Source organism: Streptomyces sp. NPDC048664 (assembly GCF_040650555.1).
Taxonomy (GTDB): Bacteria; Actinomycetota; Actinomycetes; order Streptomycetales; family Streptomycetaceae; genus Streptomyces.
Window position 1 is genome coordinate 230919 of sequence record NZ_JBEZHK010000005.1, and the last position, 20902, is coordinate 251820.

Genomic DNA, 20902 nt, shown 5'->3' on the forward strand with positions numbered 1-20902 from the left:
TGCCACCTCCAGAAGATATGCACGCTTACCATCAGCATGCACACCATGGAGCGGGGGCGGGAGCGCGGACCCACGAAGCGGGCACCTGATGTCCCCTCAGGTCCGTTCACGGTAGCGGTCGGCGCGCCTCACCCCGAGACCGACACCAGCCCCGCCTCGTACGCGATGATCACGAGCTGCACCCGGTCCCTCGCGTCCAGCTTCGTCAGCAGCCGGGTCAGGTACGTCTTGGCCGTCGAGACGCTGATGTACAGCTCCTCGGCTATCTCCGTGTTCGACAGGCCTCGCCCCACCAGCGTCAGCACCTCCCGCTCGCGCTCGGTGACGGCCGTCAGCGCGCGGCGCGGGCCCACCGGTCCGCGGCGGGTCGCGAAGTCCCGGATCAGCCGCCGGGTCACCCCGGGCGCGATCAGCGCGTCGCCTGCCGCCACCACCCGCACCGCGCCGATGATGTCGTCCAGCGCCATGTCCTTGACCAGGAACCCGGACGCGCCCGCGCGCAGCGCCCCGTACACGTGGTCGTCGTCGTCGAAGGTCGTCAGCACCACGATCCGCGTCTCCCCCGGCCCCGAGGCGATGCGGCGGGTCGCCTCGATGCCGTCCATCAGCGGCATGCGGATGTCCATGACGACGACGTCCGGGCCGTGCTCCTCGGCCAGGGCCACCGCCTCGGCACCGGTGCTCGCCTCGGCCACCACCTCGATGTCCTCGATGTCCGCCATCACCATGCGCAGCGCCGTACGGATCAGCTGCTGGTCGTCGGCGAGGACCACACGCACCGTCATCGGGCGACCGCCGGCGCGGTGTCGGCGAGAGCGTCCGGCAGGGGCAGGCGGGCCGCGACGCGAAAGCCGCCGCCCGGGCGCGGTGCGGCGCTGAACTCGCCGTGCAGCAGGGCCACGCGCTCCCGCATGCCCGCGAGGCCGAAGCCCGTGTCGGTGGCCGTGCCGTGTCCCCGGCCCTCGTCGGTGACTTCCACGGACAGCGCGTCCCGACCGTAGTCGAGGGTCACGAGGCACGCGTCGCTGCCGGAGTGCCGTACGACGTTCGTCACCGACTCCTGGATGACGCGGAACGCCGACAGCTCGATGTCCGGAGGCAGTTGGCGGGGCTCACCGCCACGCCGCACCTCGACCCGCACACCGGCCGCCGTGGTCGCGGCGGCCAGCCCGTCCAGGTCCGCCAGCCCGGCGCCGTGGTCGTGCTCCTCGGCCTCGGCGCCGGACTCGGCACCGGCCTCGGCGGCCCGCAGCGCCACCAGCATCCGCCGTAGCCCCGCCAGGGTCTGACGGCCCGTCGCCTCCACCGCCTGCATCGCCTCCCGCGCGGCCTCGGGCTGCGTGGTCGCCACCCGGGCCGCCGCGCCCGCCTGAAGGGCGATGATCCCGATGCTGTGCGCGACCGTGTCGTGCATCTCCCGGGCGATGCGCAGTCGTTCCTCGGTCACCGCCTGCCGCGCCGTGCGGGCGCTCAGCTGCCGTGCGTGCTCGCGCGCCTGGTGCACGGAGCCGCCGAGCAGCCAGGCAACCAACGTCACCAGTGCCACGGCCAGTTCGGCCGACATGCCCACGCTCCAGCCGCACAGCAGCCGTACGCAGATGTACAGCGCGAGGGTGCCGACACCCATGGCCAGGGCGATGGCGGCGGTACGGCGCGGGCGGGTCGTGGCGATGAAGTACAGGGCCAGGACGGGCGTGAGGTACTGCGCCATGGGCAGTTCGCCCACCCCGATGGTCGTGGTCTCGCCGATGGAGGCGAGGATCAGCAGGGTGAGGGCGCGCAGCGGACGGCGGTCGAGCAGCCTGGCCCCGCACAGCACCAGCACGGTGGACAGCACGAGTGTCGTCAGCCCGTCCCAGCGGTACAGCTGGGCCGCCTGCCACTTCTGCGGCTCCGTCTCACCGGGCAGCCGGAACGTGGTCAGCAGCGTGAACAGCGTGCTCACCCACCAGACGAGCACGATCCAGGCGCGGGGCGCGACGGATCTGAGCAGGGGAAGCGACGACGTGGCGGGCATGTCGGCGATCGTAGGCACGCGGCACGGCACCGGTCATCGGACCGTGGACGTACACCCGTGGTCGACATCCCCGCCGGTGCGCCGGGGCTACGCCCCGGGGCCGTGCTCGACGGAGATCCTCTCGGGTGCGGGTGACCGGGCCGGGCGCAGCGTGCGGCGTACGCGTCGCAGGAGGGCCAGGTGGGCGGCGGTCAGGGCCACCAGGAGGGCGATGTTCACGAGCACGGCCGTGTGCATGCCGTCCGTGAAGGCCGTGCGCGCGAGGACGAGGAGGTCGCCGCCGAGGCGGCCCGGCAGGTGCGCGGCGGTCTCGGTGGCGCCGGCCAGCGTCGCGCGGGCGGCCCGCGCCGCGTCGGGTCCGACGGCCTCGGGCAGGCCGCCGGTGTGGAGCCTGGCCCGGTAGACGGCGGCGGCCACGGACCCGGCGACGGCCACCCCCAGGGCCTCGCCCAGGTTCGCGCCGGTCTCCCCGATGCCGGAGGCGTTGCCCGCGCGTTCGGGCGGGGCGGAGCTGATGATGGCGTCGTTGGTGAGGGCGAGCGCCGCCTGCACGCCGAAGGAGGCGAGGGCGAAGCCGAGGACGCCGAGGAGCGGGCCGGACGCCGGGCCCGTGCCGAGCAGCAGGGCCAGGCCCGGTACGGCCAGCAGGAAGCCGCCCGCCATGACCCCGACCGTGCCGGTGCGCCGGGCCACGAACGGTGCCAGCAGCGCGCTCACCACGCCCGCCAGCACGGAGGGCAGCGTCCACAGGCCGGTCACCAGCGGGGACAGGCCGAGGACCAGCTGGAAGTACTGCAGGAGCAGGAACTGGGTGCCGGTCACGGCGAAGAGGCCGAGCGTCAGACCGGCCAGCGCCACCCCGAACTCCGGGCGGCGGAAGAGCCGCAGGTCGAGCATCGGGTCGGGCAGTCTCAGCTGCCTGCGCACGAAGACGGCGCCCAGGCACAGTCCGGCGGCCAGGCTCAGCGACGAGGCGGTGCGCACCCCGTGCTGGGCGATCTCCTTGAAGGCGTAGACCACCGGCAGCACGGTCAGGACGGACAGCGCGGCGCTGACCGGATCCAGGCGTCCCGCGTGCGGGGCGCGGTACTCGGGCAGCAGCAGGGGTCCGGCGACCAGCAGGACGGCGCCCACCGGCACCCCGAGCAGGAACACCGACCCGTACCAGAAGTGCTCCAGGAACAGCCCGCCGACCAGTGGTCCGATCATCGCGCCGACGCTGAAGTTGGTCATCCACACCGCGACCGCGAGCCGGCGCTGCCCGGGGTCGCGGAACATGTTGCTGATCAGGGAGAGGGTCGAGGGCATCAGGGTCGCCCCGGCCACCCCCAGCAGCGCGCGTGAGGCGATGAGCGTCTGCGGGGTGGTGGAGAACGCGGCGAGGGTGGAGGCGGCGGCGAAGGCCACCCCGCCCGTCAGGAGCAGCCGGCGGCGCCCCGCCCGGTCGCCGAGGGTGCCCATCATGGCGAGGAATCCGGCGACCATGAAGCCGTAGATGTCCACGATCCACAGCAGCTGCGTCCCGCTCGGATGGAGCCGTCGGCTCAGATAGGGGACGGCCAGGTGCAGCACCGTCATGTCGAGGCCGATGAGCATCGTCGGCAACGCCAGGACCGCGAGGCCGGTCCATTCCCGGCGCCCGGCCCGTGGCGGGGCGCCGGCCTGCGCGGGCCGGGGCGCACCGGCCGAGGACACGGTGGTCAGCCGCCCGCGGGGGACAGCGCCAGGTGGTCCCGGCAGGCGTCGAGCAGCCGGCGTACCGCCGGGACGAGCGGGTGCTCGCGCGCCTCGTCGGGGGTCAGCCAGAGGGCGGTGGTGCCCTCGGGGCCGAGTTCCACGGGCAGGTCCGCCTCGACGGGGGCGGCCGTGCGGAAGACGTGCCACAGGTGGGCGTCGGCGCCGCGCCGGCAGCCGTCGCCGGGTACCGGGACCCGCATCAGGCGCTCCAGCCGCTCCCCCGCGATGCCGGTCTCCTCCCGAAGCTCCCGGGCCGCCGCCCCGTCGGGGTTCTCGCGGCACTCGACGTGCCCGGCGGGGATCGTCAGACCGAAGGGGTGGGCGGTGCGGTCGAAGAGGAGCAGGCGTCCCCGGGTGTCCCGGACGAACACGCCCGCCGTCTCGTGCCAGTACTCGCCCGCGCTGTCGGTCCACCAGCGCACCGCCGGGTCCAGCACGAGGGCCCGTTCGGCACACGCGCCGCACGCGCGGCACTCGCACAGGCGCCGGCCGCCCTCGGTGTACCAGCGCACCGCCTCGCGGTGGCAGCGCAGGCAGTAGTGGTGCGCCCGGCCGTCGCGCAGCGCGTCGTGCGCCACGAAGTCCAGTCTCATCTCCCGCTCCGTCCGCTGGGATGGGCATGGTTCCGCGCGGCGGACGACCCGGAGGTCCGCCGCGCGGAAGCCGTGCGTCAGGCCTGGCCGACCGTCGGTACGTCCAGGCCGTAGCGGGTGAACAGTTCCCTGTCGCCCGCGACGTAGGAGGTGTCGGTGAGCGCCGTCTGGTCGTTGGGGCCGCGGCTGCACATGCACATGTGCCGGCCGGTGGAGACGACCTGTACGGCGCGTGCGCCACCCGAGTTCATGATCTCCTCGGCGATGTCCTTGACGAGGTGCTCCTGGATCTGGAACCTGCGGCTGAACGCCTGCACCAGGCGGGGGAACTTGCCCAGGCCCAGGATCCGGTCGCCGGGCACGTAGGAGATCGCCACCTGGCCGTAGAAGGGCAGGAAGTGGTGGGCGCAGATCGAGTAGTAGTTGATGTCGTGCACGCGGACCACGCCGGCGTGCTCGCCCTGGACCTCGACGGTGGTCTTGAGGATCGTCGAGGTGTCGATCTCGTAGCCGCTCAGCAGTTGGCGGTAGGCGCGGACGATCCGCGGTTCGCACTCCGGTTCGCGGTACCAGTCCAGCGCCCGTTTGTCGGTCGTGACGTTCTCTTCGAGCCATTCGGCGATGCTGCTCATGAAAACACCTCCTGGTGGACGGAGTTGCGCCTGTTCCAGACTGCTGTTCCAGGTCGGCCCGCAGCGGGCCCCGCGTGAGCGGCTGCCCGGTTGCTCCGTCCTCGTACTCGGGCCGCACCTGACCGGGACAGGCGACGACGCCCGGAGTGTCCCTGGGTGAGCGCATACACACGTGCTTTGAACAGCAGTTTCGCGCTGACGGTGTCATGCTGCCCGGGGCCGCGGGGCCCGGCAACTCGTCAGCGGTGACCGGGTGATCCCTCACTCGTTCGGGTGCGCCGCGCCCTCCCGCTCCCCCGCCGCACGGGCCTCGATCCCCCGGAAGTGGTCCGCCATCGCGCGCTCCGCGCGCTCCTCGTCGCGGGAGCGCAGGGCGGTCACGATGGCGCGGTGGCGGCGGGCGGTCAGGGCCGGGGCCGTGCCGTCCGGCCAGTCGTGGGCGCGGGCGGCCCGCCGGAACACCGCCCAGAAGGCGCCCAGCAGTCGCGGCACCAGCGCGTCACCGAGGGAGCCGTACAGCAACGCGTGGAACTCGCGGTCGAGTTCGGGGAAGGCGCGGCCCTCGCGGCCCGCCGCCTCCATCCGTGCGACCACGGCGTCGAGGCGGTCGAGTTCCGCGTCGGAGAGCGTCACGGCGACCCGCCGTATCAGCTCCTCCTCCACCACCGCGCGCACCTGGAGGATCTCGTCCAGGGCGCCCACCGCGTCGTCGGGCCGGGCCAGGGCCCGGAAGGTGAGTCCGTCACCGGACGGGCTCAGGGCGGCCTGCCCGACGTACGTCCCGTAGCCGTGCCGGACCTCGACGATGTCGAGGGCCGTCAGGGCCTCCAGGGCCCGGCGGACGGAGCCGCGGCCGACCCCGAGGTCCGCCATCAGTTCGGACTCCGTGGGCAGCGGGTCACCGGGCCGGAGTTTGCGATCGAGGATGAACCGCATGACCTCGCGCTGAATCCGGCCGCTGATGCGTCGTTCGCTCCCGCGCCGGTCACCGGGCTCCTGGACCATGCGCCGCATCGTACGCGTGCCACAAAACGTCAACTACCCGTACGTCTCACCGTCATTGGTCCGCACCATTGGCGGCCGCGCCCTGCGCGCCGCGGACCTCGACCGCCCCCGCCCCCCTTCCCGGGGTCGCGCCGCCGCGCGTTTGCCGGCGGAACGGTGTGCGACGTGGGCGCCGACCCGCCGCCGGGCCGCTCGGGCGCGTCGGCGGACGGACACCGCGCGCGCTGCCACCATCCTGTGCGGAAGGAACGAGAGGACCGCCGAAGGGAGCCCTGATGACCCTGCCCACCCCGCTGACCGGTGTCGTCCCGCCCGTCTGCACCCCTTTGACGCCGGAACGCGAGGTGGACGTGCCCTCGCTGCTCACCCTCGTGGACCATCTGGTGCGCGGCGGGGTGGACGCCCTGTTCGTACTCGGATCGTCCTCGGAGGCCGCGTATCTGACGGACGCCCAGCGACGACTGGTGGTGGAGACGGTGGTCACCCATGTGGCGGGGCGGATGCCGGTGCTGGCCGGGGCCATCGACATGACCACGCCCCGGGTCCTGGACCATGTGGGGTACGCCGTGCGGGCGGGCGTGGACGCGGTGGTGGTGACGGCGCCCTTCTACACCCGCACGCACCCCGCCGAGATCGCCCGCCACTTCCGGGTGGTGGCGGACCGCTCCCCCGTGCCGGTCATCGCCTACGGCATCCCCGCGGCGGTGCACACCGAGCTGGCCCCCGAACTGGTGCTGGAGCTGGCAGCGGAGGGCACGCTCGCCGGGCTGAAGGACTCCAGCGGCGATCTGGCCGCCTTCCGCGCGGTCGTGACCGGCGCGCGCACGACCCCGGGCATCACGGGCTTCAGCGTGCTGACGGGTTCGGAACGGCTCGTGGACTCGGCGCTGGCGCTGGGCGCGGACGGGGCGGTTCCCGGGCTGGCCAACGTGGACCCGGCGGGCTACGTCCGCCTCGACCGGCTGTTCCGGGCCGGTGACCTTCCGTCGGCGCGCGCGGAACAGGACCGGCTGTGCGCGCTGTACGGCATGGTCGGCGCCGGGGACCCCGCCCGGATGGGCCAGAGCTCCTCGGCCCTCGGCGCGTTCAAGGCGGCGCTGCACCTGCGCGGAGTCATCGCGTGCCCGGCGACCGCCGAGCCGCAGGTGCCGCTGTCGGAGGAGGAGACGGAACGGGTGGGGAAGTTCCTGGCCGCGGCGGGCCTGCTGTGACGCTCACCGCACGGCGCCGAGCGGGACGCGCCGGAACACGATCCTCTCGTACGGGCCCTTCGCCCCCGTCTCGTACAGGATCCCGACCCGTCCACCGGCCAGGCGCGTCAGATCGCTGTAGGCGGCCGGGGCGCCGGACAGCGTCAGGACCTTGCCGAAGGTCTCGCCGCCGTCGGTGCTGCGCCACAGCGCCATCGCCCGGCGCGCGGTGGGCACGGAGGGGCCGCAGAACAGCAGCGGGGCGTCCGGTCCCGGGAGTTGGAGCACGCTGCCCTGGACCACGGGGACGTCGTCCAGGGTGTGCTGGACGGCGTACGGGTGGACCAGGGTCCTGCCGCCGTCCTCGGAGTAGGCGTCGAGCCGGTTGCCGGCGTCGGCACCACCCTGGTCGCGGGCGGTGAAGTAGATCCTTCCGTCGGGGAGTTGGGCGGCTCCGCTCTCGTTGGAGTTGTCGCGTCCGTCGTGGGAGTCGTCGCTGTAGCCGATGCGCCAGGTGCGGCCGCCGTCGTCGCTGTAGAGGGCGTGCGACCCGTAGTACCGGTACTCCCGCCCGGTGTCCAAGGAGCCCGGGGGCGGGGCGGCGGAGTGGTCGGCGGGGACGACGAGCCGGCCGGCGTGCGGTCCCCGGGTGAGGGCGAGGGCGTGCCCGGGGCCGGTCGCGTACCAGCGCCAGTCGGGGCGCTTGACCTGGGCCGTGATCTCGCGCGGCCTGGTGAAGTGGCGGCCGTCGTCGGCGCTGGTCTGCACGAAGACGCGGCGGGTCTGTCTGGAGGTCGCCTCGCCGCGCATGATCTGCGCCTCGGTCACGGACCCGGCGTTGTACGACGTGACGAGGACGATGCGGCCGGTGCGGGGGTCGAGGACGGGGGCGGGGTTGCCCCGGGTGTCGGCGCGGCCCGCGGCGACGACCGCCAGGGGACCCCAGGTGCAGCCGCCGTCGTCCGAGCGCCTGAGGACCACGTCTATGGCTCCGCTGTCGGCCACGCCGTCCCGTCTGCCTTCGGCGAAGGCGAGCACGGTGCCCTCACCGGTGGTGACGACCGCCGGGATGCGGTAGGTGGCGTAGCCGCCACGGCCCGCGGTGTAGGGGGTGGAGGTGAGGCAGCCGGGGGTCGCGGGGGCGGGGGCCGCCGCCGCGAACGGGGTGAGGAGCGCGGCGGTGGTGGCGGTGGCGGCGAGGAGGGAGCGGCCGAGGGAGGTCATGGTGCACATGCTCCCCGGGCGCGCGGGCGTTGATCCCTTGGCGGGGGACGCGTCACCGGGGTGAGTGAACCCCTCAGGAGGGCGTGCGAGCGGCTTCCAGGAGCCGGGGGACGTCGTCCGGATGGATCGTCAGAGCCGATCCCACCGCGGCCAGGACGTCCCGCTCGGCCGGTGTGTACGGGCCGTCCGCGAGGGCGATCCGGGCCGCCCGCAGGAGCAGCGCCTCCCGGCCGGCGGGGGCGAGATGCGGGGCAAGGGGGCCCAGGGCCTCATGGAGCTCCCTGCCGGGCCCCGCCTCGCCGGGCGCACCGCACGCGCGGCCGTCGCCGGCGGCGAACCCCTCGGCCAGGGCGCCGAGCCGGTCCCCGGTGCAGTCCTCGAAACCCGCCGAGCGCAGCACGTCGACGGCCGCCCTGAGCGTCGTGCGGGAGCAGGCGCCGCCCGCCGCGAGGACCGCGAGGGCCACCGCGTGGACCGCGTCGCGCAGCATCGCCGAGAAGCGCGTGGTGGTGGGGTGGTTCAGGGCGTCCGTGCCGAAGTGGCGCCGGCAGGAGGCGCACTCCACGACCGGGGCCGCCGCACCGCGCGACAGCAGCGGTACGCCCACCAGGGTGAGGCGGCGGCGGCCGGTGAGCCGCTGGTAGTTGCGGTCGCCCCCGCAGCCGGGGCAGAAGAACTCGCCGTCGCCCACGGCGGTCCACGCGACGCGGACACCCAGGACGTGCGTGACACGGCCCATGCGGGCTCCTCGGCCGTTACGTCCCCGTCCTGGCAGCACGCCGCACCTCCGTCCCGTGGCATCGTCGCCGCGCTGGGCGTGATGTTAGCCACATCGGTGAGGCGAAGTCAGCACCTCCGACGAGACCGATCCGTGATCTTCGGCCGGAATGGCCGGTCCACGACGCGGCCCCGGCCGCCCGTGACGGGCGGCCGGGGCCGTGAACACGCCGGTCAGGAAGCCGACCGGGGGATCAGCGGGTGGCGCGGTTGACGGCGGAGACGACCGCCTTCAGCGACGCACGTGTCGTGTTCGCGTCGATACCGATGCCCCAGAGGATCTTGCCGTCGATCGCGCACTCGATGTAGGAGGCGGCCTGCGCGGAGGCGCCCTCGCTCATCGTGTGCTCCTGGTAGTCCAGCAGACGTACGTCGATGCCGATGGACTGCAGGGCCTCGAAGAAGGCCGAGATCGGGCCGTTGCCGGTGCCGGTCAGGACCGTGTCCCGGCCGTCGACCGTGGCCTCCACCCTGAGGGTGTCCACCCCGTCGGTGTCCGTCGTGGACTGGCCCGTGCGCACCTGGACGCGGCCCCAGGCGTTGTCCGGGTTGGGCAGGTACTCGTCCTGGAAGACCGACCAGATGGCCTTCGGCGTGACCTCGCCGCCCTCGGCGTCCGTCTTGGCCTGGATGATCCTGGAGAACTCGATCTGCATCCGGCGCGGCAGTTCCAGCTTGTGGTCGTTCTTGAGGACGTAGGCGACACCGCCCTTGCCGGACTGCGAGTTGACGCGGATGACCGCCTCGTAGGAGCGGCCGACGTCCTTGGGGTCGATGGGCAGGTACGGCACCGCCCACTCGATGTCGTCGACGCCCACCCCGCGGGCGGCCGCCTCGGCCTCCATGGCGTCGAAGCCCTTCTTGATGGCGTCCTGGTGGGAGCCGGAGAAGGAGGTGTAGACGAGGTCCCCGATGTAGGGGTGGCGGGGGTGGACCTCCATCTGGTTGCAGTACTCCCACGTACGACGGATCTCGTCGATGTCGGAGAAGTCGATCTGCGGGTCGACTCCCTGGGAGAACAGGTTCATACCCAGCGTGACCAGGTCGACGTTGCCGGTGCGCTCGCCCTGGCCGAACAGGCAGCCCTCGATGCGGTCCGCGCCGGCCATCAGGGCCAGCTCGGCCGCGGCGACCGCGGTGCCGCGGTCGTTGTGGGGGTGGACGGACAGGCACACGTGCGCGCGCCGGGAGAGGTTGCGGTGCATCCACTCGAAGCGGTCCGCGTGCGTGGACGGGGTGGAACGCTCCACGGTCGCGGGCAGGTTGAGGATGATCTCGCGGCCGGGGCCGGGCTGCCAGACGTCCATGACGGCCTCGCAGACCTCCAGGGCGAAGTCCAGCTCGGTGTCGGTGAAGATCTCCGGGCTGTACTGGTAGCCGAACTCGGTCTCGGGGCCCAGCAGCTTCTCGGCGTACTCCATCACCAGCCGCGTGCCGTCCACCGCGATCTGCTTGATGTCGTCCTTAGAGCCGCGGAAGACGACGCGGCGGAAGACCGGGGCGGTGGCGTTGTAGAGGTGGACGGTGGCGCGCCTGGCGCCCTTCAGGGACTCCACGGTGCGCTCGATCAGGTCCTCGCGGGCCTGGGTCAGCACCGAGATCGTCACGTCGTCGGGGATCGCGCCCTCGTCCTCGATGATCGAGCGCACGAAGTCGAAGTCGGTCTGGCCGGAGGCCGGGAAGCCGACCTCGATCTCCTTGTAGCCCAGCTTCACCAGCAGGTCGAACATGGCGCGCTTGCGCGCCGGCGACATGGGGTCGATCAGCGACTGGTTGCCGTCCCGCAGGTCCGTGGAGAGCCAGCGCGGGGCCTCGGTGATCCGCTTCCCGGGCCAGGTGCGGTCGGGGATGTCGACCTGGTCGTACGGGCGGTACTTGTGGGTCGGCATGGAGGTGGACTGCTGGCGGTTCGCCATGATGCGAAGGCTCCTTGGGATGTCGGAGTCCGGAGGGACGGCCGACGGCGCAACGCCAGACTCCGCGGGGAGGGGGTCGGCCTCGACTACAGGCCCTCGCCGCGGCAGCTAAGGAGGAGCAGCCCGAAACGCATGGTGCTCCGCATCCTAACCGAGCCACGCCCGGCACGAGGGCCCGTATCAGTATGCGGGACCCGTGGAACAATTCGGACAAAAAGTGCGCCGCATCACAGCCGCCGCCTCGACTTCTCCCCATGCCGGTTGCGGGTAGTGACAGTTCAGTCACTTAGTGCAATGGTGGGGTATGACCAGCAACGGGGGCTTCGAGCCCGTCTTCTGCACCATCGTGCCGCCGCATGTCCTGGACAGGCTGGCCCGTCACGACGACCTCGCACTCGCCGCTCCCGCGCGCCGCACCCTCGAACGCGACGCGCTGGAGCGCACCCGCCGCCGGCTGACCACGGTCATCGGCGCGTCCGTCGCGGCCCCGTCCGCCGCCACCGCCGAGGGCCCGCGCCGCACCGTCTACGACGCCGGACACCGCCAGGACCTGCCCGGCGAGAAGGTCCGCGGGGAGGGCGACGAGCCCGGCCAGGACGCCTCGGTCAACCGGGCGTACGCGGGCCTCGGCGCCACCTTCGAGCTGTACCGGACGGTGTACGGACGGGACTCCATCGACGGCAGAGGACTGCCCCTGGACGCCAGCGTCCACTACGACGAGAACTACGACAACGCCTTCTGGAACGGCGAGCAGATGGTGTTCGGCGACGGCGACAACGAGGTCTTCCTGGACTTCACCATCCCGGTGGACGTCATCGGCCACGAACTCACCCACGGCGTCACCCAGTACACGGCGAACCTGACCTACTACGGCCAGTCCGGCGCGCTCAACGAGTCGCTGTCGGACGTGTTCGGCTCGCTGATCAAGCAGTACGGCCTCGGCCAGAGCGCCGCCGACTCCGACTGGCTGATCGGCGCCGGGCTGCTGGCCCCCCGCGTCACCGGCACGGCGCTGCGCTCGATGAAGGAGCCGGGCACCGCCTACGACGACGACGTGCTCGGCAAGGACCCCCAGCCGGCGACGATGGACGGCTATGTGCACACCGGCCAGGACAACGGCGGGGTGCACATCAACTCCGGCATCCCCAACCACGCGTTCTACCTGGTCGCCACCGAACTGGGCGGCAACGCGTGGGAGCGGGCCGGGCAGATCTGGTACGACGTGCTGACCGGCGGCCGGTTGCAGCCGGACGCCGACTTCGCCGCGTTCGCGAAGCTGACCGTGGCGGCGGCCAGGGCCCGCTACCAGGAGGGGGCGGAGTACGACGCCGTCCTGAAGGCGTGGGAGGGGGTCAAGGTGGCGGCCTCGTAGTCCCTTGGCCCCATGGCCCCGTAGCCCTGGACGCCCGACTCGTACTAGACAGGTGCCATGCGTATTCGAGTGAGGCGTACGGGCGGGTTCGCGGGCATCGAGCGCCGGGCCGAGGTGGACACCTCGGGCCGGGTCGACGCCGAGGAGTGGTGCGACCTGGCCGAGCAGGTCCTGGCCGACGGCCAGGACACACCGCCCAAGGGCGTGCCGGACGGGTTCGCCTACGAGATCACGGTGGACGCGCGGACCGTGTACTGCGCGGACCCCCTGCTGAGCGACGCGCAGCGGGCGCTGGTGTCGCGGGTGCTGAAGGAGGGAGCCTGACCGGCGCCACAGCGCCGCACGCTTCGCGTCAACTACCAAGTGCCGCACACCCGTTGACTCCGGTGACCACCGGTGCGGATGATCCGGCGCATGGCGACGAACCCGAACCAGAGCCCGATGTCCCGGTTCCCGGCCGGATTCCTGTGGGGTGTGGCGACCTCGGCCCATCAGATCGAGGGGGCGGCCGGTGAGCGCGCCCCCTCCGTGTGGGACGCGTTCACCGCCGAGCCGGGCCGGGTGAAGGACGGCTCGACCGCGGAGGTGGCCTGCGACCACTACCACCGCTACCGCGAGGACGTGGCGCTGATCGCGGACCTCGGCGTGGACGCCTACCGCTTCTCGATCTCCTGGCCCCGCGTGGACTCCCCCGGTGGCCTGGACTTCTACGACCGCCTGGTGGACGAGCTGTGCGCGGCGGGCGTACGCCCCGTCCCCACCCTCTTCCACTGGGACCTGCCCGTCGCGCTGGACTGGCTGGAGCGGGACACCGCCGAGCGGTTCGCGCAGTACGTGTCGGTGGTCGCCGAGCGCCTCGGGGACCGCGTCACGAAGTGGATCACGCTCAACGAGCCCGCCGAGCACACCCTGCTGGGCCACGCCCTGGGCGCGCACGCGCCCGGCCGGACGCTGATGTTCGACGCCCTGCCGGTGGCCCACCACCAGTTGCTGGCGCACGGGCTGGCGGTACGGGCCCTGCGCGCGGCCGGGGCGGACGACATCGGCATCGCCAACTCGCACAGCCCCACCTGGCCGGCGTCCGGGAAGCAGGAGGACAGGGACGCGGCGGAGTTCTACGACGTGCTGCTCAACCGGCTGTTCTGCGACCCCCTGCTGCTCGGCCGCTATCCGGAGGGCATCGGCGAGCTGATGCCGGGCGACGTCGACGCGGACCTCGCGGTGATCTCGGAGCCGCTCGACTGGTACGGGATCAACTACTACGCACCGGCCGAGGTGGGCGCCCCGCAGGGCACCGAGACCGAGTACGGCGGCCTCACCTTCCCCGCCGAACTTCCCTTCTCGGTACGCGAGATCGAGGGCCGCCCGGTCACGGACTTCGGCTGGCCGGTGGTGCCGGAGGGCCTGACCGAACTCCTGACCGATCTGCGCACCCGCTACGGCGACCGGCTCCCGCCGCTCGTGATCACCGAGAACGGCTGTTCGTACGAGGGCCTGGACGACCAGGAGCGCATCGCCTACCTGGACGGCCACATCGGAGCACTGCTGCGCGCGGTGGAGGCGGGCGTGGACGTGCGCGGCTACTTCGTGTGGTCGCTCCTGGACAACTTCGAGTGGGCCGAGGGCTACGCCCGCCGCTTCGGCCTGGTCCATGTGGACTACACCACCCTGAAGCGCACCCCGAAGGCGTCCTACGCCTGGCTGCGCGACCAGCTGCGGACGGCGCGCGGGCGCCGGTCGCCCGCGGACGCCGGGTGACACCCGGCGTCGTCGCGCTGCGGCATCCACCCCCGGCCGGAGGCCGCAGGCGGCACGACGGGGTATACACGTCATACAAGAGCACGGAAAAGCCCTACGGCTGTGTCGGTGCCGCGTCGTACCCTGGAAACCGCGAGGCCGCCCTCAGCTGTGCGGCCGTACGGAGGAGGAATCGCAGGCCACAGAGCCGGCCCATGACTCAGACACCCACAGCGCAGGACCCCGCGGAGGGGCAGGCCAAAGCGCGCTTCACCGTACCCGCCCAGCACCCCATGGTGACCGTGCTGGGGTCCGGCGACTCCCTCCTGCGCGTGATCGAATCGGCTTTCCCGGCGGCCGACATCCATGTCCGGGGCAACGAGATCAGCGCGGTCGGCGACGCACGGGAAGTCGCGCTGATCCAGCGCCTGTTCGACGAGATGATGCTGGTGCTCCGCACCGGACAGCCGATGACGGAGGACGCAGTGGAACGCTCGATCGCCATGCTCCGCGCGGGCGCGGACGGGGAGGGCCCCGAGGAGACACCGGCCGAGGTGCTCACCCAGAACATCCTGTCCTCCCGCGGCCGCACGATCCGCCCCAAGACGCTCAACCAGAAGCGGTACGTGGACGCGATCGACAAGCACACGATCGTCTTCGGCATCGGCCCCGCCGGTACCGGCAAGACCTACCTCGCCATGGCGAAGGCGGTGCAGGCCCTGCAGTCCAAGCAGGTCAACCGCATCATCCTGACCCGCCCGGCCGTCGAGGCGGGCGAACGCCTCGGCTTCCTGCCCGGCACGCTGTACGAGAAGATCGACCCGTATCTGCGCCCGCTCTACGACGCCCTGCACGACATGCTCGACCCGGACTCGATCCCCCGCCTGATGGCCGCCGGGACGATCGAGGTCGCTCCCCTGGCCTACATGCGCGGCCGTACGCTCAACGACGCCTTCATCATCCTGGACGAGGCCCAGAACACGAGCCCCGAGCAGATGAAGATGTTCCTCACCCGCCTCGGCTTCGACTCGAAGATCGTGATCACGGGCGACGTCACCCAGGTCGACCTGCCGAACGGGACCAAGAGCGGTCTGCGACAGGTGCAGGACATCCTGGAGGGCGTCGAGGACGTCCACTTCTCCCGGCTGACGTCCCACGATGTCGTACGGCACAAGCTCGTCGGCCGTATTGTCGACGCCTACGAGAAGTACGACAGCAGGTCCGGCACCGAGAACGGCGCGCACAAGCCGCCGCACGGCAAGGCCGGGCACGCGCACAAGGGGAAGTAGACCAGCACCACCATGTCGATCGACGTCAACAACGAGTCCGGAACCGAGGTCGACGAGCAGGCGATCCTCGACATCGCCCGCTACGCGCTCGCCCGGATGCGCATCCACCCGCTCTCCGAGCTGTCGGTGATCGTCGTGGACGACGACGCCATGGAGCAGCTGCACATCCAGTGGATGGACCTGCCGGGCCCCACGGACGTCATGTCCTTCCCGATGGACGAGCTGCGTCCGCCGGCCAAGGACGACGACGAGCCGCCGCAGGGCCTGCTCGGCGACATCGTGCTGTGCCCCGAGGTCGCCACCAAGCAGGGCGCCGAGGCGCCGACGCAGCACTCCATGGACGAGGAGCTCCAGCTCCTGACCGTCCACGGAGTGCTGCACCTGCTCGGGTACGACCACGAGGAGCCCGACGAGAAGGCCGAGATGTTCGGACTCCAGGCCGCCATCGTGGACGGCTGGCGTGCGGAGAAGGGCCTGACGGGGCCGTCCCCCGCCCCGACCGTGTCATGACACCCGAACTGATCCTCGGCGCGATCGCCCTGGTCGTCGTCGCCTGGCTCGCCGCCTGCGCGGAGGCGGGCCTCGCGCGTGTCTCCAGCTTCCGCGCCGAGGAGGCCGTGCGCGGCGGCCGGCGCGGCAGCGCGGGGCTCGCCCAGATCGCCGCCGACCCCACCCGCTATCTCAACGTGGCGCTGCTGGTCCGCGTCGCCTGCGAGATGGCCGCGGCCGCCCTGGTCACCTACGCCTGCCTCCAGGAGTTCACCAGCACCGCCGAGGCGCTGCTGGTGGCCATCGCGGTCATGGTGCTCGTCTCGTACGTCGCCGTCGGCGTCTCCCCGCGCACCATCGGCCGCCAGCATCCGCTGAACACGGCGACGGCGGCGGCGTACGTGCTGCTGCCGCTGGCCCGGATCATGGGCCCGATCCCGTCCCTGCTGATCCTCCTGGGCAACGCCCTCACCCCCGGCAAGGGCTTCCGGCGCGGCCCGTTCGCCTCCGAGGCGGAGCTGCGCGCGCTGGTGGACCTCGCCGAGAAGGAGTCGCTGATCGAGGCCGAGGAGCGCCGCATGGTGCACTCGGTGTTCGAGCTGGGCGACACCCTGGTGCGGGAGGTCATGGTCCCGCGCACGGACCTGGTGGTCATCGAGCGCTTCAAGACCATCCGCCAGGCGCTGACCCTGGCGCTGCGGTCCGGCTTCTCGCGCATCCCCGTCACCGGGGAGAGCGAGGACGACATCGTGGGGATCGTGTACCTCAAGGACCTGGCCCGCAAGACGCACATCAGCCGGGACGCCGAGTCCGAGCTGGTGTCCACCGCGATGCGCCCGGCCACGTTCGTGCCGGACACGAAGAACGCGGGGGATCTCCTGCGGGAGATGCAGAAGGAGCGCAACCACGTCGCCGTCGTCATCGACGAGTACGGCGGCACGGCGGGGATCGTCACCATCGAGGACATCCTGGAGGAGATCGTCGGGGAGATCACCGACGAGTACGACCGGGAGCTGCCGCCGGTGGTGGACCTGGGCGAGGACCGCTACCGCGTGACCGCCCGACTCGACATCGGCGACCTCGGCGAGCTGTACGGGCTGGAGGCGTACGACGACGAGGACGTGGAGACGGTCGGCGGCCTGCTCGCCAAGGCGCTGGGCCGGGTGCCCATCGCGGGCGCCTCCTCGGTCGTGGAACTGCCCGACGGGCGCGCGCTGCGGCTGACCGCGGAGTCCGCCTCCGGCCGCCGGAACAAGATCGTGACGGTGCTCGTGGAGCCGACGGCACCGGCCGCCGAACCCTCCGAGGAGTAGCGCCGCGCGGGCGGCGGGACGGGACGTCGCAGGTGTCGCACGGGAGCTCTTCGCGTGGCACCGGCTCCCACGAGCCCGGCGTGCCGCCCCGGAGGCCTGGCCCCGCGCGCCGGGCCACGGCACGCCTGGGCCTCGGCTCCCGGCTCCCGGCTCCCGGGTCCCGGCATCGTGCGCGTCCGGGGCCGCGGCCGGGGGTCCGGGCCGGGCGTCCACCGGGTGGGGCGGGCGTCGCGGCCCGGGCTCAGGGCCCTGGTCCGGTGACGGCGTGACGCGCCGCACCCCGTGGTGGTCGCGGGTCCCGTGCTTCGTATGCTCGGGGCATGACCGACAGCAACGCGACCGACAGCGGCGCGCTCGACCCCGAGGACCGCAAGATCGTCACGCTGGCCCGCTCCGCGCGGGCCCGCAACGGGGTGCCCGAGGGGGCGGCGGTGCGGGACGAGACGGGGCGGACGTACGTGGCCGGGACCGTGTCCCTGGAGTCCCTGAAGCTGAGCGCGCTGCGCACGGCGGTGGCGATGGCCGTGGCGTCCGGGGCGACGTCCCTGGAGGCGGCGGCGGTGGTGACCGGCGCGGACACCGTGTCCCCCGAGGACCTGGCGGCCGTACGGGACCTCGGCGGCACCGGCACGCCCGTGCTCCTGGCCTCCCCCGAGGGCCTGGTCCGTCAGACCCTCCCGGCGAACTGACCCCGGGGGCCGGGCCGAGGACCCGCCGCGCGGATCGGCGGCCTCCGCCGGCCCGCGCACCCCGCCGGAGTGGACACCCGCACGGAAACTGACGGCCCGTCAGTCCAATTGCGGCATCGCCATTGACTTCTCACACGGCCCCCACGTCAATGGCCCCCTGTCGGCGCAGAAGAGCCGCTGCGCCCAACTCCACACAAGGGGGCATTCATGGCCTCGGGAACCCGAAGACACCGCTGGGCCTCGGTGCTCGCGGTGACCGCCCTGGCGGTCGCCGGGGGCGGTGCGCTGGCCGCTCCGGCCGACGCGGCATCACAGCAGGTGAGCTTCCCCACCCACTGCATCCCGCCCGCGGTCGCGGGCATCCCTCCGATCGACGGCACGACCACCGCGAAGATCGCGGTGGACAAGGCCACTCCCAAGGTCGGCGACACGGTCACCGTGACGTACACGGTCGTCTCGCCCGCCGCCAGCAACCCGACCGACATCGCCCTGCCCGCCGACATCATGACGCCTTCCGGCAAGGTCACCCTGGGCGGCGCCCAGAGCGGAAGCGTCACCGTCACCGGGCCCAAGAAGAACGACCCGGTCGCGGGGAAGGCGCCCTTCCCCTCGTTCAGCATGACGGGCACGTTCACCGTCACCGCCCCCGGCGCCATCACGCTCTCGCCGGGCGACTACAACATCCACACCAGCTACATCCTCGAACTGGACACCCCCTGCACGGTCACCAACCCGCCCGCACCCGTCTCCGAGACGGTCACGGCGGGGGACAACACCCCGGTCAACAACCGCGCCATCACGCTCGGTTCGGCCTCCGGGAAGCCCGGTGACAGTGTCACCGTCCAGGGCAGCAACTTCACTCCGGGCGCTGCCGTCACCCTCGCGGGACGCTCCGGCTCCACGCAGACCGCGGACACCGCCACCGTCACCGCCGACGCCCAGGGCGGATTCAGCGGCTCGCTCACGGTCAAGGACAAGACGACCAGTGGTGTCGTGGCCTACGAGGGTGCCGCCTACAGCACGGACAAGGGGGCCGGTCCGGCGGCGTACACGGTGGTCGACGACACCCCGGTGCCTCCGGGCAGTCAGAAGCTCACCACCACCGTGAAGGCGGGCACCCTGTCGATGTCGCAGGCCGGGGACTCCGTCCAGCTGTCGGCGGTGGACTTCGGCAAGGACGGGACCTCCCAGGGGGCCCTGCAGACGGTGACGGTGCAGGACTTCCGCGGTGGGCCCGCGGGCTGGTCCCTGACCGGCAAGGTCACCGACTTCACCGCTCCCGGCGGGAAGATCGACGCCGGGAAGCTGAGCTGGACGCCCTCCTGCGCCACCAAGGCGGGCAGCCCCAGCACCTGTCAGGCGGGCTCGGCGGGCACGGTGGGACTGTCGGGGGCGACCCTGGCCTCCACCCCCGACGGCACGCTCACCGGCGGTGAGTTCACCGTCGACGCCGGCCTGTCCCTGAGCGTCCCGGCCTTCACGCCCGCCGGTTCGTACGCGGGCGTGCTGACGCTGACGCTCACCTGACCGGTCCCCACCGGTTCCGCACCTCAACCCGGCGGCCGGGCGACCCACGCACCGGGGTTCCGCGCCCGCCCGTCCGCCTCAGCCCGGGGGTCCGCACCCATGCGCAAGCAGCACGTCCGCACGCCGCAGGTCCGCACACCGTACGCCCTCCTGCTGAGTCTCCTGTCGGTGCTGCCGTGCCTCGCCCTGTGGGCCGCCGGCCCCGCCCACGCGGCCGACAACGGCAGCTGGTCGGTGTATCCGGCCGCCTCGCGGCTCGGCGCCCGCCCGTACTTCTATCTGTCCGCCGATCCCGGCACGACCCTGAAGGACCAGGTCGTCGTCGCCAACAAGACCGGCGCGCCGCTCACCTTCCGGCTCTACGCGGCCGACGCCTACAACACGGCCCGCGACGGCGGCTTCGCCGTGCGGACCCTCACGGAGCGGCAGCGCGGGGTCGGGGCCTGGGCGAAGCCCGCCAAGAGCCGGGTGACGGTACCCGCGCACGGCTCGGTCACCGTGCCGTTCACGCTCGCGGTCCCCGAGGGCGCCGAGCCCGGCGACCACCCGGGCGCCCTGGTGGCCCTGGACGAACGCGTCGACAAGGGGACCGGTGCCGTGGCGCTCGGCGTGCAGCGGGCCGTCGGCGCCCGCGTCTACCTGCGGGTCGGCGGGCCCACCGTTCCCGCCCTCGCCGTCGAGGACGTCCGCGTCAGCCATCACCAGCCCCTGGTCCCGGGCCTGGGCGAGAGCACCGCGACCGTCGCCTACACGCTGCACAACACGGGCAACGTCACGGTCGACCCGAAGGTGCGGCTGCGGGCGAAGGGCCTGTTCGGCCGTACGCTCCTGACCCGCGACCTGGCCAAGGTCCCCTCCCAGCTGCTGCCCGGACAGCGCGTGCGGCTCAGCGAGACCTGGCGGGGGGCGCCGCAGTTCGACCGGGCCGACCTCACCCTGACGGCGAGCGCGCAGGGCACCCGCGAGTCGGCGGGCGCCTCGTTCCTCGCGCTGCCGTGGCTGGTGGTGTCCGTGGCGGTCGCCGCCGGCGCCGTGGCGGGCGCGCTGGTCGTCAGAGCGCGTCGGGGCCGCGCTCGCCCGTCCGCACCCGCACCAGCGTCTCCACCGGAACGGCCCACACCTTCCCGTCCCCGATCTTTCCTGTCTGCGCCGCCCTCACGATCGCGTCGATGACGGCCTCGGCGTCCGCGTCCTCCACCACGACCTCGATCCGCACCTTGGGCACCAGGTCCACCCGGTACTCGGCGCCCCGGTAGACCTCGGTGTGCCCGTGCTGGCGCCCGTAGCCGCTCGCCTCGGTCACGGTCAGACCGTGCACGCCGAGTTCCTGGAGGGCCGTCTTCACACTGTCGAGGCGGAACGGCTTGACGATCGCGGTGATGAGCTTCATCGCTG

General features: G+C 72.5%; 19 protein-coding genes and 1 pseudogene. 10 read left to right on the forward strand and 10 right to left on the reverse strand.

The features are described from left to right. Nucleotides 1–128: 128 nt before the first annotated feature. The 6 genes from AB0C59_RS08080 to AB0C59_RS08105 all read right to left on the reverse strand — a co-directional run bounded on the left by AB0C59_RS08080 (nucleotide 129) and on the right by AB0C59_RS08105 (nucleotide 5993). Entirely contained in the window at nucleotides 129–785 is a 657-nt protein-coding gene (locus AB0C59_RS08080) for a response regulator transcription factor (RefSeq protein ID WP_363001812.1), read from the reverse strand. Beyond that, the gene (locus AB0C59_RS08085; RefSeq protein WP_363001813.1) at nucleotides 782–2017 is read right to left on the reverse strand and encodes a sensor histidine kinase; all 1236 of its coding nucleotides are present in this window, start codon (nucleotides 2015–2017) and stop codon (nucleotides 782–784) included. Before AB0C59_RS08085 ends, AB0C59_RS08080 begins: the two co-directional genes overlap by 4 nt. A gap of 87 nt (nucleotides 2018–2104) precedes the next feature. Next, entirely contained in the window at nucleotides 2105–3712 is a 1608-nt protein-coding gene (locus AB0C59_RS08090; RefSeq protein ID WP_363001814.1) for an MFS transporter, read from the reverse strand. 5 nt (nucleotides 3713–3717) lie between these two features. Then, nucleotides 3718–4347, reverse strand: coding sequence for an NUDIX hydrolase (locus AB0C59_RS08095; RefSeq protein ID WP_363001815.1), 630 nt, complete (start codon nucleotides 4345–4347; stop codon nucleotides 3718–3720). Between the two features lie 77 nt (nucleotides 4348–4424). Further along, the gene (locus AB0C59_RS08100; protein ID WP_363001816.1) at nucleotides 4425–4979 is read right to left on the reverse strand and encodes a GTP cyclohydrolase I; all 555 of its coding nucleotides are present in this window, start codon (nucleotides 4977–4979) and stop codon (nucleotides 4425–4427) included. Between the two features lie 261 nt (nucleotides 4980–5240). After that, a complete protein-coding gene (locus tag AB0C59_RS08105) occupies nucleotides 5241–5993 on the reverse strand; it encodes an FCD domain-containing protein (protein WP_363001817.1) in 753 nt (250 codons plus the stop codon). Nucleotides 5994–6259: 266 nt separating this feature from the next. Here AB0C59_RS08105 and AB0C59_RS08110 point away from each other — a divergent pair, with 266 nt between their 5' ends. Continuing rightward, nucleotides 6260–7195 (forward strand): dihydrodipicolinate synthase family protein, encoded by a 936-nt coding sequence (locus tag AB0C59_RS08110; protein WP_363001818.1) that lies wholly within the window; start codon nucleotides 6260–6262, stop codon nucleotides 7193–7195. A 3-nt stretch (nucleotides 7196–7198) separates the two neighbouring features. Here AB0C59_RS08110 and AB0C59_RS08115 read toward each other — a convergent pair whose 3' ends face one another. The 3 genes from AB0C59_RS08115 to leuA all read right to left on the reverse strand — a co-directional run bounded on the left by AB0C59_RS08115 (nucleotide 7199) and on the right by leuA (nucleotide 11091). Next, on the reverse strand, nucleotides 7199–8398 hold the full coding sequence (locus tag AB0C59_RS08115) for a sialidase family protein (RefSeq protein ID WP_363001819.1): 1200 nt from the start codon (nucleotides 8396–8398) through the stop codon (nucleotides 7199–7201). Between the two features lie 73 nt (nucleotides 8399–8471). Further along, nucleotides 8472–9176 carry a TerB family tellurite resistance protein gene (locus AB0C59_RS08120; RefSeq protein ID WP_363001820.1) on the reverse strand — a complete coding sequence of 235 codons (705 nt, stop codon included), beginning with the start codon at nucleotides 9174–9176 and terminating at the stop codon, nucleotides 8472–8474. Between the two features lie 193 nt (nucleotides 9177–9369). Further along, nucleotides 9370–11091: a 2-isopropylmalate synthase gene (gene leuA / locus AB0C59_RS08125; protein WP_363001821.1), complete on the reverse strand. Its 1722-nt coding sequence runs from the start codon at nucleotides 11089–11091 to the stop codon at nucleotides 9370–9372. A gap of 304 nt (nucleotides 11092–11395) precedes the next feature. Here leuA and AB0C59_RS08130 point away from each other — a divergent pair, with 304 nt between their 5' ends. The 9 genes and pseudogenes from AB0C59_RS08130 to AB0C59_RS08170 all read left to right on the forward strand — a co-directional run. Next, nucleotides 11396–12463 (forward strand): M4 family metallopeptidase, encoded by a 1068-nt coding sequence (locus AB0C59_RS08130; RefSeq protein WP_363001822.1) that lies wholly within the window; start codon nucleotides 11396–11398, stop codon nucleotides 12461–12463. A 57-nt stretch (nucleotides 12464–12520) separates the two neighbouring features. Further along, on the forward strand, nucleotides 12521–12787 hold the full coding sequence (locus tag AB0C59_RS08135; protein WP_363001823.1) for a protealysin inhibitor emfourin: 267 nt from the start codon (nucleotides 12521–12523) through the stop codon (nucleotides 12785–12787). A 78-nt stretch (nucleotides 12788–12865) separates the two neighbouring features. Further along, nucleotides 12866–14221, forward strand: a complete 1356-nt coding sequence (locus AB0C59_RS08140) for a GH1 family beta-glucosidase (RefSeq protein ID WP_363001825.1) — start codon at nucleotides 12866–12868, stop codon at nucleotides 14219–14221. 194 nt (nucleotides 14222–14415) lie between these two features. After that, on the forward strand, nucleotides 14416–15489 hold the full coding sequence (locus AB0C59_RS08145; protein ID WP_363001827.1) for a PhoH family protein: 1074 nt from the start codon (nucleotides 14416–14418) through the stop codon (nucleotides 15487–15489). A 12-nt stretch (nucleotides 15490–15501) separates the two neighbouring features. After that, complete coding sequence (gene ybeY / locus AB0C59_RS08150; protein WP_363001829.1) at nucleotides 15502–15999, forward strand: rRNA maturation RNase YbeY; 498 nt, start codon at nucleotides 15502–15504, stop codon at nucleotides 15997–15999. Further along, nucleotides 15996–17291 carry a hemolysin family protein gene (locus AB0C59_RS08155; protein ID WP_363001831.1) on the forward strand — a complete coding sequence of 432 codons (1296 nt, stop codon included), beginning with the start codon at nucleotides 15996–15998 and terminating at the stop codon, nucleotides 17289–17291. The genes ybeY and AB0C59_RS08155 overlap by 4 nt, the downstream gene beginning before the upstream one ends. A gap of 320 nt (nucleotides 17292–17611) precedes the next feature. Then, complete coding sequence (locus AB0C59_RS08160; RefSeq protein ID WP_363001833.1) at nucleotides 17612–17980, forward strand: cytidine deaminase; 369 nt, start codon at nucleotides 17612–17614, stop codon at nucleotides 17978–17980. A gap of 207 nt (nucleotides 17981–18187) precedes the next feature. Further along, the gene (locus AB0C59_RS08165; protein ID WP_363001835.1) at nucleotides 18188–19507 is read left to right on the forward strand and encodes a beta-xylosidase; all 1320 of its coding nucleotides are present in this window, start codon (nucleotides 18188–18190) and stop codon (nucleotides 19505–19507) included. 99 nt (nucleotides 19508–19606) lie between these two features. Next, nucleotides 19607–20662, forward strand: a pseudogene (locus AB0C59_RS08170) (DUF916 domain-containing protein); the annotation flags it as partial. Here the strand turns inward: AB0C59_RS08170 and AB0C59_RS08175 are convergent. Next, nucleotides 20559–20897: a P-II family nitrogen regulator gene (locus tag AB0C59_RS08175; protein ID WP_363001837.1), complete on the reverse strand. Its 339-nt coding sequence runs from the start codon at nucleotides 20895–20897 to the stop codon at nucleotides 20559–20561. The pseudogene AB0C59_RS08170 and the gene AB0C59_RS08175 sit on opposite strands and share 104 nt — an antisense overlap. Nucleotides 20898–20902: the final 5 nt, after the last annotated feature.

Coding starts and splice junctions, on each gene's coding strand:
- AB0C59_RS08080 (WP_363001812.1), bottom strand. CDS start 785: ATGACGGTGCGTGTGGTCCTCGCCGACGACCAGCAGCTGATCCGTACG.
- AB0C59_RS08085 (WP_363001813.1), bottom strand. CDS start 2,017: ATGCCCGCCACGTCGTCGCTTCCCCTGCTCAGATCCGTCGCGCCCCGC.
- AB0C59_RS08095 (WP_363001815.1), bottom strand. CDS start 4,347: ATGAGACTGGACTTCGTGGCGCACGACGCGCTGCGCGACGGCCGGGCG.
- AB0C59_RS08100 (WP_363001816.1), bottom strand. CDS start 4,979: ATGAGCAGCATCGCCGAATGGCTCGAAGAGAACGTCACGACCGACAAA.
- AB0C59_RS08105 (WP_363001817.1), bottom strand. CDS start 5,993: ATGCGGCGCATGGTCCAGGAGCCCGGTGACCGGCGCGGGAGCGAACGA.
- AB0C59_RS08110 (WP_363001818.1), top strand. CDS start 6,260: ATGACCCTGCCCACCCCGCTGACCGGTGTCGTCCCGCCCGTCTGCACC.
- AB0C59_RS08115 (WP_363001819.1), bottom strand. CDS start 8,398: ATGACCTCCCTCGGCCGCTCCCTCCTCGCCGCCACCGCCACCACCGCC.
- leuA (WP_363001821.1), bottom strand. CDS start 11,091: ATGGCGAACCGCCAGCAGTCCACCTCCATGCCGACCCACAAGTACCGC.
- AB0C59_RS08130 (WP_363001822.1), top strand. CDS start 11,396: ATGACCAGCAACGGGGGCTTCGAGCCCGTCTTCTGCACCATCGTGCCG.
- AB0C59_RS08135 (WP_363001823.1), top strand. CDS start 12,521: ATGCGTATTCGAGTGAGGCGTACGGGCGGGTTCGCGGGCATCGAGCGC.
- AB0C59_RS08140 (WP_363001825.1), top strand. CDS start 12,866: ATGATCCGGCGCATGGCGACGAACCCGAACCAGAGCCCGATGTCCCGG.
- AB0C59_RS08145 (WP_363001827.1), top strand. CDS start 14,416: ATGACTCAGACACCCACAGCGCAGGACCCCGCGGAGGGGCAGGCCAAA.
- ybeY (WP_363001829.1), top strand. CDS start 15,502: ATGTCGATCGACGTCAACAACGAGTCCGGAACCGAGGTCGACGAGCAG.
- AB0C59_RS08155 (WP_363001831.1), top strand. CDS start 15,996: ATGACACCCGAACTGATCCTCGGCGCGATCGCCCTGGTCGTCGTCGCC.
- AB0C59_RS08160 (WP_363001833.1), top strand. CDS start 17,612: ATGACCGACAGCAACGCGACCGACAGCGGCGCGCTCGACCCCGAGGAC.
- AB0C59_RS08165 (WP_363001835.1), top strand. CDS start 18,188: ATGGCCTCGGGAACCCGAAGACACCGCTGGGCCTCGGTGCTCGCGGTG.
- AB0C59_RS08175 (WP_363001837.1), bottom strand. CDS start 20,897: ATGAAGCTCATCACCGCGATCGTCAAGCCGTTCCGCCTCGACAGTGTG.